We start from the raw sequence: 13709 nt of genomic DNA on the forward strand, positions 1-13709 counted from the left end.
CCGTGCGAGGGTCAGGCGGCCCGGTTCGACCGCTGGTCGAACGCGAAGCTCGCGACCGACTTGCGAAGCCCCGCCATGCGCTCGCCCAGCGTCGACGCCTCCGACACGAAGCGGTCGGTGAGCGCCGCGTTCTCCTGCGTGATCCGGTCCATCTGCGAGATGCTGCCGTTGATCTCGTCCACGCCCGTCGCCTGCTCCGAGCCTGCCGCGGACACGCTGGCGAGCCGCTCGGCGAGCTGCACGATGGCGCGCGAGATGCCGTCGAGCGCCGCGCCGGTCTTCTCGACCATGCCGATGCCTTCGGTGACGTTGGAGGCGCTCGTCTGCACCAGCCCGGAAATCTCCGCCGCCGCGTCGGTGGCGCGCTGGGCGAGCGCCCGGACCTCGGACGCGACGACCGCGAAGCCGCGGCCGGCCTCGCCAGCGCGCGCGGCCTCGACCGAGGCGTTGAGCGCCAGCAGGTTGGTCTGCCACGCGATCGACTCGATCATCTCGATAATGCCCGAGATCTTGTCGGAGCTCTGCTTGATGCGGTTCACCGAGGCTATGGCGTCGGCGACCGTGCCGGAGCCGCTCTGGGTGCGCGCCGTGACGTCGGCTGCGAGGCGGTCTGCCTCCTGCAGGGCGGCGGCGTTCGACCGCACCGAGGCGGCCATCTCCTCCATCGTGGCGGCGGTCTCCTCGAGCGACGCCGCCTGGCTTTCGGCGCGGCTGGAGAGATCGCGCGCGCCGTCGTTGATCTTGTCCACGGCGCCGGCGCCCACCTCGGCCGCGGCGTGCACCTGGCTCACCAGCGCCGCGAGATGATCGATGCCCGAGTCGGCGGCCGCTGCGACTTCGCCGAGACGTCCCATGTAACGACCCTGCACCTTGCGGCGCAGGTCGCCGTCGGCCATCGCCTGCAGCGTCGCGCCGAGGTCGTCGAGGAACGCCGACGACCCCTCGACGATGGCGTTGACGCCGGTCGCCAGGCGCATGAGCTGCGGCTCGTCGAAGGCTTCGCAGACGCGCGCGGCATAGTCGCCCCGGGCAGCCGCGTCGACGACGCCGCCGATGCGGTCCGCAAGGCGGTCGAGCAGCGCCTCGCGCGCCGTCTCGGCCTCCGCGCGCCGGTCGTCGGCCAGGGCGAGGGCGCTGCGCAGGCTCTCGAGGTCGCGCGCCAGCGCGCCGATCTCGTCGTCGCGCTCGACGTCGGCGGCGGGCGTCTCGACATCGCCCGACGTCATGCGCGCCAGCGTGGCCCTGACGCCGTCGAGCATCGCCATCGCCCGGCCGGAGACGGGCCATGCGATCGCGAGACAGAGCGCCAGCGCGGCGAGCGCGCTCGGGACCATCTCGACCGCCTTGCCGAAGAACACCGCGACCGCGTCAGGCTTGGCCGCGCCCACATAGAGGACGCCGTCGACCTCGCCGGCCGCGTCGTAGATCGGCATGTAGATCGTGAAATACTCGCGCCCGAGGATCGTCGCCTCGCCGGAGAACACGCCGCCGGCCGCGACGACCGGATGAACCGCGCCGTCCTTGCCCAGCACCGTGCCGACGGCGCGGGCGCCGTCGGGCTTCACGATGTTGGTGCTGCGGCGGACGAATTCGCCATCCTCGGGCGTGCGCACGAAGATCGTCGCCGTCTCCCCGGTGGCCGAACCGACGCGATCGATCATGGTGTGGTCGTCGAAGCCCGGCGGGGCGTCCCAGGAAAGCCGCTCGACGTCTCCGGAGGCGCCGAAGCGCACCTGCGTTCCCGGCAGGGCGTAGTCGAACGCCGTTGCGAGCACGCGGACGCTCTCCTGCTGTATGCGCATCGCGCTGCTCTTGGCGTAAAGCACGGCGCGTCCGGCTTCGACCACGATCACCAAGGCGGCGCCCAGCACTATCACGCCGGCGAGCAGCGCCGTGAACTTCACCCGCACCGACATGCACGCACTCCCATTCAAGACCTCGTTCCGCGGGCACTTTTGGCGCGCGAGTTGAAAAGGAGATGAACGAGCGCCTCAGAGTTTCGATAATTCCAAGATGAGACGGCTTCTGGCGACAAGACCCGGCGGCGCGTGAAGCCACCCGAAGCCGCCGCCGCCCGCGGCCTCCTGCGCGGCGTTGAAGAGACCGGTCATGTAGGCCCTGTCGAAGCTCGTGGGAGACGGCGGGGTGAAGCCCGGCGGAACGAAGGCGAGGCGGAATTCCGCCCCCATGGCGTCGGCCCCCTGCGCGATCCGCGCGAGGTCGCCTTCGCTCTGCGCCCGGATCAGCGCGCTGAGCGAGCGGCCGGCGATCGTCGCGAGCCGCGCCGGCGCCGGGTCGTAGTTCGGCGTGAGAGAGTTGTTCTGAATGACATAAATGGTGCGGCGCAGCGGGAAAGGCAGGTTTCGCGGCGCCGCGTCCGCGAAGCCGGGCGGGCCGACGAACACCGAGCGCGTCACCCCGCCGTCGACATGCAGCTCGGTGAACGTCTCGCCGCCGGCGATCACGGGAATGGCGACGGGCGGAAAGGCGCCGGGTATGGAGGCGGAGGCGAGCATCACCTGCCGGAACAGTTCCGTCGCGCCGGCCTGCGCGATGGCCCCCATGTTCCAGATCACCGGCCGCGCAGCGTCGATGTTCGTCGTGCCGACGAGCAGGAGCTTTCCTGCGGCATGGCGCGCGGCGATGCGCGCCAGCAGGCGTTCGTCGACGAGACTGCGAATCTGGTTGCGCATCGGCTGGGTGTCGGCCACGCCGAGCGCGCCCTGGAGCACGGCGAAGATCTGCAGCTCCGCGATGTCGTCAGTGTCGAACCGTGTGAACATCGTCTCCAGTTCGTCGTCGTGGTCCGGGCCGGCGAAGGCGAAGGGCGCGATCAGCGCGCCGACCGAGATGCCGGTGACGATGTCGAAGTCCGGGCGCTCGCCGGCGAGCGTGAGGCCGGTGAGCAGCCCGGCGGCGTAGGCGCCGTCCGGCCCGCCGCCCGAGAGCGCAAGGACGTCCAGCGCGGCGCCGTCCGGCGGCGCGCCGGCGGCGCGCCACTCCGCCACCAGACCGGCGCGCAGGGAGGCCGAGATTTCGGCGGCCCTCGTCGGGTCGAGGTCGTCTCCCCAGATCCGCACGCCCGGCGCCGCGAGCGGCTGCGCCTGCTCGTAGAGCGCCGACGGCGGCGGAACGCGCGGCGGCGCCACGACGGCGCACGCCGCCACGGAGACCGCCACCGAAGCCGCCGCCGCCGCGGCGCGGAGCGCGCGCGCAGGCCCCCGCGCCGATCGATCATGCGCCATCACGCCCTCCCTCGCAGCGCCCGGCGACACGCTGGCGACGATGGGCGCCAACCTCGCCCGAAGCGGCCCGCGTCGCAACGGGCCAGAGAGACGCCAGCGCCGCCGCACTCTCGCCCGAAGGGTCGCCGCACGGCGCGTTTGCGCCCGCCGAGCCGGCTGCTAGGATGGCGTCATGCGCGCCGGAGACGTCCTGACCCTGACGCCCGAGGGGCTCTACTGCCCCGCCGGCGACTTCCACATCGACCCCGCGCGCCCGACGCCCCGCGCCGTCGTGACCCACGGCCACGCCGACCATTGCCGGCCCGGCGCCGCGGCCCTGCTGGCCACGCCGCAGACCGCCCGGATCGCCCGCGCGCGCTACGGCGAGGGCGCCTTCGGATCGGTGCAGACGCTCGACTATGGCGAGAGCCTCCGCATCGGGGATGCGACGCTGCGGCTCGTCCCCGCCGGCCATGTGCTCGGCTCCGCGCAGGTCGTCTTGGAGACGGCGAGGACGCGCGCGGTCGTCTCCGGCGACTACAAGCGCCGCGACGACCCCACCTGCGCGCCCTTCGAGCCGGTAGCCTGCGACCTGTTCGTGACCGAGGCGACCTTCGGCCTGCCGGTGTTCCGACACCCCGATGCGGGCTCGGAGGTCGCCAAGCTGCTCGCCTCGGTCGCGCGCTTTCCCGAGCGGGCGCACGCCGTCGGCGTCTATGCGCTCGGCAAGGCTCAGCGGCTGATCGCGGAGCTGCGGCGCGCCGGCTACGACCGCCCGATCCACCTGCACGGCGCGCTCACGAAGCTCTGCGCGCTCTACGAGGCCGAGGGCGTGGCGCTGGGCCCGCTGGCCGAGGCCAGGCTCGCGGACCGTGCGGCGATGGCCGGCGCCGTCGTGCTGGCGCCGCCCTCTGCGCTCGCCGACCGCTGGGCGCGGCGCCTGCCCGACCCGGTGATCGCCGCCGCCTCCGGCTGGATGCGGGTGCGCCAGCGCGCCCGCCAGCGCGGCGTCGAGCTGCCCATGATCGTCTCCGACCACGCAGACTGGGACGAACTTACCGAAACCATCGTCGAGACCGGCGCGGCGGAAGTCTGGGTGACGCACGGCGCGGAGGAGGCCCTCTGCCACTGGTGCGCCGGCCGCGGCGTCCGCGCCCGCCCGCTCGGCGTCGCCGGGCTGGGCGAGGAGGAGGCCGAGGCGGAGTGACCGCCGCAAGCGCCGGCGCCAAAGCGCGCCGGTCTTGGCGGATGCGCGCGAACGCGCGCCGGACGAACGACTCTCCCGGCCAAGCTGCGCGACGCGCCGTCACGGGGTTTGCGAAACGCGGCGCGGGGTGAAAGGATGCAGCGTCCAGCCGCCCCCCTGAAGAAGCGATAGCCCCCCTCTTGACCAGTCCCGCATCGGAAACCGCCCCGTGGTCCCTCACCGCGACACAGGCGCGCACCGCCTTCGCCGAGGGCCGTCTCAGCGCGCGCGAGATCGCCGAGAGCGCCCTGGGCCGCATCGAGGCCGCCAACCCCGCGCTCAACGCGGTCGTCCAGCGCTGCGACGCGGAGGCGCTCGCCGCGGCGGACGCGCTCGACGCCGCGCGCGCCGCGGGGCTTCCCGAGGGCCCGCATCTCGGCCCGCTGGCCGGCGTTCCGGTCACGACGAAGGTGAACGTCGATCAGGCGGGACAGGCCATGACCAACGGGCTGCGCACGCAGGCGGGGCTCGTCGCGGCCGAGGACAACCCGGTGGTCGCAAACCTGCGGCGGGCCGGCGCCGTCATCGTCGGCCGCACCAACACGCCCGCCTTCTCGCTGCGCTGGTTCACGCGCAACAGCATCCACGGCGCGACCGTGAACCCGCGCAATCCGCGGCTGACGCCCGGCGGCTCCTCGGGCGGCGCGGCGTCGGCGGTGGCGGCGGGGATGGGCGCGCTCGGCCACGGGACCGACATCGCCGGCTCGGTGCGCTACCCCGCCTACGCCTGCGGCCTGCACGGCCTGCGCCCGTCGCTCGGCCGGGTCGCGGCGCACAACTTCTCGGGGCGCGACCGGCACATCGGCGCGCAGCTCATGGCGGTGTCGGGGCCGATCGCGCGCAGCGTCGCGGACCTGCGCGCGGGCCTGCAGGCCATGGCTGCGCGCGACCTGCGCGACCCGTGGTGGACGCCCGCGCCGCTCGAAGGCCCGCCGGCGCCGAGGCGCGCCGCGCTGTGCCTCGCGCCCGACGGCATGACCGTCGCGCCGGAGGTCCGCGACGCGCTGCGCGCCGCCGCCGACAGGCTGTCGGACGCGGGCTGGAGCGTCGCGGAGCGGCCCTGCCCGCCGCTCCGCGAGGCGGCGGCGAAGCAGCTCGTCCTGTGGCTCTCGGAGCTGCGCCGGCTCGGCGGCGCGCCCGTCGCCGCGGAGGACGACCCCGACACGCGCATCGTTTATGGCCGACTCTGTGCGCTCGCCCCGGCGCCCGACCTCGACGCCTTCATGGACGCGCTGCAGGCCCGCGCCGCGCTGGTGCGCGCCTGGCGGATGTTCTTTGAGGAGCACCCCGTGCTGCTGCTGCCGGTCTCCGGCGCGCTTCCGTTCCCCGACCATGCCGACGTCGGCGATCAGGCGGGCTTTGACGCCGTGATCGAGGCGCAGCTGCCGCAGATCGCGCCGCCCTTCATGGGGCTTCCGGGGCTGACCGTCACGACCGGCGCCGTGGCGACGCCGCTGGGCGAGAGCCCGGTCGGCGTGCAGCTTCTGGCGAGCCATTTCCGCGAGGACCTGCTGCTCACGGCCGGCGAGATTCTGGCGCCGGAGCCCGCGCCGCTCGCCTGAGCGGCCGCCTCAGCCGTTCTCGCGCAGCACCGAGCCGGCGAGATAGAGCGAGCCGCAGATCATCACGCGGCCGCCCGCGCCGGCCAGCGCCGCGGCCTCGGCGACGGCGGTGGCGACGTCGGGGCTCGCCGCAGCGGGGACGCCCGCGCCCTCGGCGAAGGCCGCGAGCCGCCCGGCGGGCACGCTCGACACCGTGTCGGGGATGTCGACCGTGCGCGCCGCCGCGGCGACGCCGGCGAAGCAGCGCAGGAACCCCGCGCAGTCCTTGGTGTCGAGCATCCCGCAGACCAGCGCGAGCGGCGCCGCGCCTTGCGCGCGCCAGTGCGCCGCCACCGCCTCGCCGGCGGCGAGGTTGTGGCCGCCGTCCAGCCACAGCGCCACGCCCGCCGCCTCGGCCGTCGCCACGAGCGGCCCTTCGCGCAGCCTTTGCAGCCGTGCGGGCCATTCGGCGTCGGTCATCGCCGCCGCGCAGGCGTCGGCCCCGAAGCCCAGCGCCCGCAGCGCCGCCACCGCGGCGCCGGCGTTGTCGGTCTGGTGCGGGCCGAGCAGGCGCGGCGCCGGCAGATCCAGCCGGCCGGCGCCGTCCTCGAAGACGAGGCCCGCGCCATCGCGCCGCGCCGTCCAGTCGCGCCCCGCCGCGATCAGCGGCGCGCCGATCTCCGCCGCCCGCGCCTCGATCACCGCAAGCGCCTCCGGCGCCTGCCGGGCCACGACGCAGGGGGCGCCGGGCTTGAGGATGCCCGCCTTCTCGAAGGCGATCGCGCCCAGCGTCTCGCCGAGATACTGCTGGTGGTCGTAGGAGACGGGCGTGATCACCGTCAGCCGCGGCGCCGCGACCACATTGGTCGCGTCCAGCCGCCCGCCGAGGCCCACCTCGAGCAGCAGCCAGTCGGCCGGCGTGCGGGCATAGGCCTCAAGCGCGGCGACTGTGGTGATCTCGAAGAAGGTGATCGGCTCGCCGCCGTTCGCCGCCTCGCATTCCGCCAGCAGCGCGGCGAGCGCCGGCTCCCCGATCAGTTCTCCCGCCACCCGGATGCGCTCGTGGAAGCGCGCCAGATGCGGCGAGGTGTAGGCGTGCGCCGTGTTCCCGGCGGCCTCCACCCCGGCGCGGATCATCGCCTGGGTGGAGCCCTTGCCGTTGGTGCCGGCGATGTGGATCACGGGCGGCAGCCGCTTCTCCGGGCTTCCCATGGCCGCGAGCAGCCGCCACATCCTGTCGAGCGTCAGGTCGATGATCTTCGGGTGCAGCGCGAGCAGCCGCTCCAGGATCGCGTCGCTCTGCGAACGCCGCGCGCCGGCGCGCAGGCTCGTCTTTTCGGAAACGCTCACGGATCGGCTCAGCCGGCCCTGGCGGCGTCCGCCGCCTGGGCTTCGGGCGCGGGCAGATCGCCGGTGATGCGGCGCGGGGCGCGCATCAGCATCCGCAGGATCACGGCCAGCTCGTCGCGCATCGCGTGGCGATGGGTGACGCGGTCCAGCATCCCGTGCTCATGGAGGTATTCGCTGCGCTGGAAGCCTTCGGGCAGCTTCTCGCCGATGGTCTGCTCGATGACGCGCGGGCCCGCGAAGCAGATCAGCGCGCCCGGCTCGGCGATCTGCACGTCGCCGAGCATCGCGTATGACGCGGTGACGCCGCCTGTCGTGGGGTTGGTCAGCACGGTGACGAAGGGCAGCCCGGCCTCGGCGACCGTCTGCGCCGCGATGGTCGTGCGCGGCATCTGCATCAGCGAGAGGATGCCCTCCTGCATCCGCGCGCCGCCGGCGGCGCAGAACACCACCAGCGGCGCCTTCGCGGCCACGGCGGCGTCGGCGGCGGCGAGCAGCGCGTCGCCCACCGCCATGCCCATCGAACCGGCGAGGAAGGCGAAGTTCTGGCAGGCGGCCACGGTCGTCAGTCCGCTGATCTCGCCGCGCGCCACCAGCATCGCCTCATGCTCGCCGGTGTTGGCGCGCGCCTCGCGGATGCGGTCGGGGTAGCGCTTCTGGTCGCGGAACTTCAGCGGGTCGGCCGGCGCGTCGGCCAGCGGCGTCTCGATCCAGGCGCCGCCGTCGAACAGCGCGTTGAAGCGCTCGCGCGGGCTGATCTGCATGTGATGGTTGCAGTTGGAGCAGACGTGGAGCGCCTCCGACAGTTCCCGGTGGAAGATCATCTGCCCGCAGTTGTCGCATTTCCGCCAGAGGTTCTCCGGCATGTCCCGGCGCGAGAACAGCGAATTGAGCTTCGGACGGACATAGTCCGTCAGCCAGTTCATGCCATAGCCGCTGTCAGACATGCTCGGCCTCCCCGCGCACGCCGGCGGCGAGGCTGCGCACGAACTCCAGCACCTTCCGGGGGCTGTCGCCGGCGCCGATGCGCGAGACGATGGCCGAGCCGACCACCACGCCGTCCGCCACGGCGGCGATGGCGCGGGCCCCCTCGGGCGTCCTGACGCCGAAGCCCACGCAGACGGGCAGGTTGGTCGCGCGCTTGATCCGGGCGACTTCCGGGGCCACCGCCTCGGCGCTGGCCTCGGCCGCGCCGGTGATGCCGGTGATCGAGACGTAGTAGACGAAGCCGGAGGTGTTGTTCAGCACCGCAGGCAGCCGCGCGTCGTCCGTGGTCGGGGTGGCGAGGCGGATGAAGTGCAGGCCCGCGGCGTTGGCCGGCAGGCACAGCTCCTCGTCCTCCTCCGGCGGAAGATCGACCACGATCATCCCGTCGACGCCGGCCTCACCGGCCTCCGCGAGGAAGCGCTCCACGCCCCGCGAATAGATCGGGTTGTAGTAGCCCATCAGGATGATCGGCGTGTCCGGGTGGCGCGCGCGGACGGCGCGCGCGGTCTCCAGCGTGCGCGCCAGCGTGCCGCCCGCCGCGAGCGAGCGCATGGCGGCCGCCTGGATCGCCGGGCCGTCGGCCATCGGGTCGGTGAAGGGCAGGCCGAGCTCGATCACGTCGACGCCGGACTCCGGCAGGCCGCAGGCGATCTCGATCGCGGTCTCGTGGTCGGGATCGCCGGCCATGATGTAGGCGACGAAGGCCGCGCGCTTTTCCGCCTTCAGTTTCGAAAAGCGCCGGGTCAGGCGGGTTTCAGCCGGTTGCGTCATCGCGCGCCCCTCGTCCTGTTCTGCGCGGGTTTCCAGCCGCGCGCCTCAATCGTCCTTGCGGAAGTGGGTCTTCTGGCGCGGCTTGCCGTCCATGCCGGGCTTCGGCGGCCGAGGACCGTCACGCGGGCCGTCGCGGTCGGCCGGCTTGCCATAGGGCTTCGAAGGCCCCTTGCGGTCGCCGCCGAACGGTCGGGCCGGGCGGTCGCCGTCCTCGCGAGGGCGCGGGCGCGGCGCCGGCCTGTCGCCGGCGTCGGGCCGGTGCTCCCACTTGTTGAGCGCGAAGATCGGCAGGACGTCCCGCCCGATGCCGCCGTCGTTGGCCCACACCACCGCGGCGTTCTCGCCCTCGATGCGCTCGACGAGCATCCGCATCGAGCCAGACTTGAGGACGACGACATCGCCCGGCGCAAATTCGGCCACCATGGCCTCCGATCGGTCAGCGCCTGCGGCCGGCGCGGTTGAGACTGCGCCGGCGTCCGGCGTGGTCACATGCGGTCGCCGAGCGCCTCGGCCACCGTGAAGATGTCCTTGTCGCCGCGCCCGCACATGTTGAGGATCATGAGATGATCCCCGGGCAGGGTCGGCGCAAGGCGCGCTACATGCGCCAAGGCGTGGCTGGGTTCAAGGGCCGGGATGATGCCCTCGGTCCGGCAGCAGAGCTGGAACGCGGCCAGCGCCTCGTCGTCGGTGGCCGAGACGTACTCGACGCGGCCGATGTCATGCAGCCAGGAATGCTCCGGCCCGATGCCGGGATAGTCGAGCCCGGCGGAGATGGAGTGGCCCTCCAGGATCTGCCCGTCCGCGTCCTGCAGCAGATAGGTGCGGTTGCCGTGCAGCACGCCGGGGCGGCCGCCGGTGAGGCTCGCCGCGTGCTCCATCCGGTCGTCGACGCCGTGCCCGCCCGCCTCCACGCCGATGATGCGCACGTCCTTGTCGTCGAGGAACGGGTGGAACAGGCCCATCGCGTTGGAGCCGCCGCCGATGCAAGCCACCAGGCTGTCGGGCAGCCGCCCCTCGCGCTCCAGCATCTGCGCCCGCGCCTCGCGGCCGATCACCGACTGGAAGTCCCGCACCATCGCCGGATAGGGATGCGGGCCGGCGACGGTGCCGATGCAGTAGAAGGTGTCGGCGACGTTCGTGACCCAGTCGCGCAGCGCCTCGTTCATCGCGTCCTTCAGGGTGGCGCGGCCGGAGGTGACGGGCACGACCTCCGCGCCGAGCAGCTTCATGCGGAACACGTTGGGCTTCTGGCGCTCGACGTCGGTGGCGCCCATGAACACCACGCACTTGAGGCCGAAGCGGGCGCAGACCGTCGCCGTCGCCACGCCGTGCTGGCCGGCGCCGGTCTCGGCGATGATCCGCGTCTTGCCCATGCGGCGGGCGAGCAGGATCTGGCCGAGCACGTTGTTGATCTTGTGCGCGCCGGTGTGGTTCAGTTCGTCGCGCTTGAGATAGATCTTCGCGCCGCCGAACTCCTCGGTGAGGCGCTCGGCGAAGTAGAGCGGGCTGGGCCGGCCGACGTAATGGGTCCAGAGATCCTCCATCTGCGCCGTGAAGGCCGGGTCGTTCCTGGCGCGGCCGTATTCGGCTTCGAGTTCGAGGATCAGCGGCATCAGCGTCTCGGCGACGAAGCGGCCGCCGAACATGCCGAAACGACCCTTCTCATCGGGCCCGGTGCGGTAGGAGTTCAGCATCTCGGCGGCCATCGCGCGCTCCGTCTCTGTCTGGCGGCCCTGTCTAGCGCAGCGCGCGCCCGGGCGCGAGAGGGGCGCGCGAGAGGGCGCGCTCAGCGCCGCGCGGCGGCGGCGAAGGCGGCGATCAGCGCGGCGTCCTTCACGCCGCGCGCGCGCTCGACGCCGGAGGCGACGTCAACCTGCCGCGCGCCCGAGACGGCGACCGCCTCGGTCACGTTGTCCGGCTTCAGTCCGCCGGCGAGCATCCAGGGCCGCGCCCAGCGCCGCCCGGCCACCAGCCGCCAGTCGAAGCCTGCGCCCACGCCGCCGGGAAGGTCGGCGCCCTCCGGCGGGCGGCCTTCGACGAGGATCTGGTCCGCCACCGCCTCGAACGCGGCGATGGCCGCAACGTCCTGCGGCCCGGCGACCGCGACCGTCTTCATCACCGGCAGGCCGAGCCGGGCGCGGATCGCGGCGACGCGCGCAGGGTCCTCGCGGCCATGGAGCTGCACCATGTCCACCGGCAGCGCGGCGAGCGCCTCCAGCGCGGCGGCGTCGGGGTCCACCACGAGCGCCACCTTGCACAGCCCCGGCGGCGCCGCCGCCGCGAGGGCGCGCAAGGCGTCCGGGGCGACGTAGCGCGGCGAGGGCGGAAACAGGTTGAGCCCCACATAGTCCACCCGCGCGGCAACGCAGGCCTCGAGGTCGAGCGGGGTGCGCACCCCGCAGATCTTGACGCGGACGGGCTCATCCATGGAAGCAGGCGCCATCCGGCGACTTAGCGCCGCCCGCCCATGCCGGCGCCACGACGTCCGCCCCATGCACCGAGACCTGGAGCCGGAACGTCTCTGTGCACAGCCCGAAGACGTGGTTCCCGCCGGTGACGAAGGCGGGCGTCGCGAGCGTCGCGGCGGCGAACCGCGCCGCGACGCGCCCCGGCGGGCAGCTTGCGCCGCTCAGGCCCGATGCGAGTGCGCCCAAATTGTCTGGCGTGGCGCATGCCGAGAGCGTCGCCGCGCGGCGAGCCTCCATCATGATCGCCGCCTCGGCCAGCCTGACGAGTGCGCTCCCGGCCGGCGTCGGACCGGCCGTGGCGGACGCGACGGCGGCGACACAGGCGGCGCTTGCCGTCACCGCGAGGTCAGCGCGATGATCTCGTCGTCCTCGTCGAGGTTCTGGTCGCGCTTCAACTTCGAGACCTCGCGCTTGAGTTCGCCGACCTCGCGCCGCGCCGCGGCGGCGCGCCGGCGCACCCGACCTTCGCGGATGTACTCGCGCGCCGCGCCCAGCACGAAGCCCAGCGCGCCGCAGGCCAGCGCGAGCACATAGAGCGGCAGGCCGAAGCGCGGCGAGGGCGGAAGCCCGTAGGCCGAGAAGTCAGGCGCCACGCCCACGTCGACCACATGCCGGTTCGCCACTGACAGGGCGATCACCACGATCGCGACGATGCCGATCAGCAGGTAGGTCAGGATGCGCATGGTCGTCTCCGGCTGGGCGCGGCGGCGGCGCGCCGACGTTGGGCTTTCGGTCCGCTAGCGTCACCATCGCGCCGGCCCCCGCCTCGCTGCAAGAGGGCGGGACGCCGCGCAGGGCGCGTCACATCTCGTCGTCGTCCTCGTCTTCGTCGCCGGCGCGTCCGCCGTTCAGACGCTCGCGAAGCTCCTTGCCGGTCTTGAAGAACGGCACGCGCTTCTCGGGGACATGGACGGCCTCGCCGGTGCGCGGGTTGCGGCCCATGCGCGCGTCACGGCTCTTGACCGAGAAAGCGCCGAAACCGCGCAACTCGACCCGGTCGCCGCGCGAAAGCGCCCCCGCGATCTCGTCGAAGATCGTCGAAACGATACGCTCGACGTCCCTCTGGAACAGGTGCGGGTTCTCGTCGGCGATGCGCTGGATCAGCTCGGACTTGATCATCGCCGGCACCCCCCCCTAAATACCCGTGCTCACGCGCCGCCCCAATCGCGCCAAAGCACAGTCTCACGCTGAAATTCGCGCGTCAACGCCAAGGGTTTATCGCAGGATGGCCATCAGCGCCGGCCCGGCGCCGAGTTCGGCCGCCGCCTTGCGCAGCCGCAGCCGCAGCGTCGCGCCGCCGAGCGGCCCGAGAAGGCCCTCGTCCTCGCGCTCGATCTCCACGCCGCGCACCGGCAGCGCGCGCGGCACGTCGCGCGCCGACTCCAGCCAGTCGCGCGCAGCCGGCTCGCCGCCGATGGCGTCGATCAGGCCCTCCGCCACCGCCTGACGGCCCGTGAACACGCGCCCGTCGCCCAGGCGGCGGGCGTCTTCGGGCGCGAGCCCGCGGCGGGCGGCCACGAGCGACAGGAACCAGTCGTAGCTGTCCTCGATCAGCGAGCGCTGCGCGGCCAGCGCCGCCGCGCTCGGTTCGCGGAAAGGCGATGGCTCCGCCTTCAGCGGGGCCGACGCGACGCGGGCCACGTCCACGCCGAGCGTGTCGAGCAGCCCTTCGACGTTGGGAAACTCGGCGATGACGCCGATGGAGCCGGTGACGGTGCCGCCGCGCGCGATGACATGGTCCGCCGCGATCGCCGCGATGTAGCCCCCCGAGGCGGCGACCTCGCCCAGCACGGCCACAAGCGGCTTCGCCTCGCTGACGGCGCGCAGCGCCTCGTGCAGCGCCTCGGAACCGGCCACCGAGCCGCCTGGGCTGTTGATTCGCAGGATGACGGCGCGCACGTCCTCGTCGCGGGCGAGCTCGCGCAGGGTGGCGTCGCGCTCGGGGTCGTCGAAGATCGCCCCCGTCACGTCGAAGCGTGCGACATAGGGGCCGGTCGGCGCCGCCCGCCAGACCGCGGCGCCCACGGCCGCGAGCACCGCCACGATGGCGACGATCCGCCAGAAGCCGAGCCGCCGGCGCAGGCGCCGGCGTTCGATGACGGCGTCGGGGTCGAGTTCACTCATC

The 13709-nt window shown here is 73.4% G+C and carries 14 protein-coding genes; 2 read left to right on the forward strand and 12 right to left on the reverse strand.

Translation table 11 applies throughout. From position 1 onward, the window contains the following. Window positions 1-11: 11 nt before the first annotated feature. Entirely contained in the window at window positions 12-1916 is a 1905-nt protein-coding gene (locus tag BLW43_RS15565; RefSeq protein WP_093254833.1) for a methyl-accepting chemotaxis protein, read from the reverse strand. 75 nt (window positions 1917-1991) lie between these two features. Further along, complete coding sequence (locus BLW43_RS15570) at window positions 1992-3245, reverse strand: patatin-like phospholipase family protein (RefSeq protein ID WP_093254834.1); 1254 nt, start codon at window positions 3243-3245, stop codon at window positions 1992-1994. A gap of 172 nt (window positions 3246-3417) precedes the next feature. Between BLW43_RS15570 and BLW43_RS15575 the strand changes: the two genes are divergently transcribed. Together BLW43_RS15575 and BLW43_RS15580 are read left to right on the forward strand one after the other, a co-directional pair. Further along, window positions 3418-4431, forward strand: coding sequence for a ligase-associated DNA damage response exonuclease (locus BLW43_RS15575; RefSeq protein WP_093254835.1), 1014 nt, complete (start codon window positions 3418-3420; stop codon window positions 4429-4431). A 179-nt stretch (window positions 4432-4610) separates the two neighbouring features. Then, window positions 4611-6032, forward strand: coding sequence for an amidase (locus BLW43_RS15580; protein ID WP_093254837.1), 1422 nt, complete (start codon window positions 4611-4613; stop codon window positions 6030-6032). Window positions 6033-6041: 9 nt separating this feature from the next. Here the strand turns inward: BLW43_RS15580 and BLW43_RS15585 are convergent, their stop codons facing one another. From BLW43_RS15585 to sppA, 10 genes are all read right to left on the reverse strand, one after another. Beyond that, window positions 6042-7361: a bifunctional folylpolyglutamate synthase/dihydrofolate synthase gene (locus tag BLW43_RS15585; protein WP_245731073.1), complete on the reverse strand. Its 1320-nt coding sequence runs from the start codon at window positions 7359-7361 to the stop codon at window positions 6042-6044. Between the two features lie 8 nt (window positions 7362-7369). Further along, window positions 7370-8284 carry an acetyl-CoA carboxylase, carboxyltransferase subunit beta gene (gene accD, locus BLW43_RS15590; RefSeq protein ID WP_093254948.1) on the reverse strand — a complete coding sequence of 305 codons (915 nt, stop codon included), beginning with the start codon at window positions 8282-8284 and terminating at the stop codon, window positions 7370-7372. Window positions 8285-8297: 13 nt separating this feature from the next. Continuing rightward, a complete protein-coding gene (trpA, locus tag BLW43_RS15595; protein ID WP_093254839.1) occupies window positions 8298-9116 on the reverse strand; it encodes a tryptophan synthase subunit alpha in 819 nt (272 codons plus the stop codon). Window positions 9117-9161: 45 nt separating this feature from the next. Beyond that, entirely contained in the window at window positions 9162-9536 is a 375-nt protein-coding gene (locus BLW43_RS15600; protein WP_139284089.1) for a YodC family protein, read from the reverse strand. Window positions 9537-9601: 65 nt separating this feature from the next. Then, the gene (gene trpB / locus BLW43_RS15605) at window positions 9602-10822 is read right to left on the reverse strand and encodes a tryptophan synthase subunit beta (RefSeq protein ID WP_093254843.1); all 1221 of its coding nucleotides are present in this window, start codon (window positions 10820-10822) and stop codon (window positions 9602-9604) included. Between the two features lie 80 nt (window positions 10823-10902). After that, on the reverse strand, window positions 10903-11544 hold the full coding sequence (locus tag BLW43_RS15610) for a phosphoribosylanthranilate isomerase (protein ID WP_093254845.1): 642 nt from the start codon (window positions 11542-11544) through the stop codon (window positions 10903-10905). Then, complete coding sequence (locus BLW43_RS15615; RefSeq protein WP_139284090.1) at window positions 11537-11824, reverse strand: hypothetical protein; 288 nt, start codon at window positions 11822-11824, stop codon at window positions 11537-11539. Before BLW43_RS15615 ends, BLW43_RS15610 begins: the two co-directional genes overlap by 8 nt. A 95-nt stretch (window positions 11825-11919) precedes the next feature. Further along, a complete protein-coding gene (locus tag BLW43_RS15620; protein WP_093254849.1) occupies window positions 11920-12267 on the reverse strand; it encodes a hypothetical protein in 348 nt (115 codons plus the stop codon). 118 nt (window positions 12268-12385) lie between these two features. Beyond that, a complete protein-coding gene (gene ihfB, locus BLW43_RS15625; protein ID WP_093254851.1) occupies window positions 12386-12703 on the reverse strand; it encodes an integration host factor subunit beta in 318 nt (105 codons plus the stop codon). Between the two features lie 96 nt (window positions 12704-12799). Continuing rightward, a complete protein-coding gene (gene sppA / locus BLW43_RS15630) occupies window positions 12800-13708 on the reverse strand; it encodes a signal peptide peptidase SppA (RefSeq protein WP_093254854.1) in 909 nt (302 codons plus the stop codon). Window position 13709: the final 1 nt, after the last annotated feature.

This window comes from Rubrimonas cliftonensis, assembly GCF_900107585.1.
Classification (GTDB): domain Bacteria; phylum Pseudomonadota; class Alphaproteobacteria; order Rhodobacterales; family Rhodobacteraceae; genus Rubrimonas; species Rubrimonas cliftonensis.

What these genes read in the sequence shown, in the direction of transcription:
- ihfB (WP_093254851.1), bottom strand. Translation starts at nt 12,703, where the DNA reads ATGATCAAGTCCGAGCTGATCCAGCGCATCGCCGACGAGAACCCGCAC.
- sppA (WP_093254854.1), bottom strand. Translation starts at nt 13,708, where the DNA reads ATGAGTGAACTCGACCCCGACGCCGTCATCGAACGCCGGCGCCTGCGC.
- trpA (WP_093254839.1), bottom strand. Translation starts at nt 9,116, where the DNA reads ATGACGCAACCGGCTGAAACCCGCCTGACCCGGCGCTTTTCGAAACTG.
- BLW43_RS15620 (WP_093254849.1), bottom strand. Translation starts at nt 12,267, where the DNA reads ATGCGCATCCTGACCTACCTGCTGATCGGCATCGTCGCGATCGTGGTG.
- BLW43_RS15615 (WP_139284090.1), bottom strand. Translation starts at nt 11,824, where the DNA reads ATGATGGAGGCTCGCCGCGCGGCGACGCTCTCGGCATGCGCCACGCCA.
- BLW43_RS15570 (WP_093254834.1), bottom strand. Translation starts at nt 3,245, where the DNA reads ATGGCGCATGATCGATCGGCGCGGGGGCCTGCGCGCGCGCTCCGCGCC.
- trpB (WP_093254843.1), bottom strand. Translation starts at nt 10,822, where the DNA reads ATGGCCGCCGAGATGCTGAACTCCTACCGCACCGGGCCCGATGAGAAG.
- BLW43_RS15565 (WP_093254833.1), bottom strand. Translation starts at nt 1,916, where the DNA reads ATGTCGGTGCGGGTGAAGTTCACGGCGCTGCTCGCCGGCGTGATAGTG.
- accD (WP_093254948.1), bottom strand. Translation starts at nt 8,284, where the DNA reads ATGAACTGGCTGACGGACTATGTCCGTCCGAAGCTCAATTCGCTGTTC.
- BLW43_RS15610 (WP_093254845.1), bottom strand. Translation starts at nt 11,544, where the DNA reads ATGGATGAGCCCGTCCGCGTCAAGATCTGCGGGGTGCGCACCCCGCTC.
- BLW43_RS15575 (WP_093254835.1), top strand. Translation starts at nt 3,418, where the DNA reads ATGCGCGCCGGAGACGTCCTGACCCTGACGCCCGAGGGGCTCTACTGC.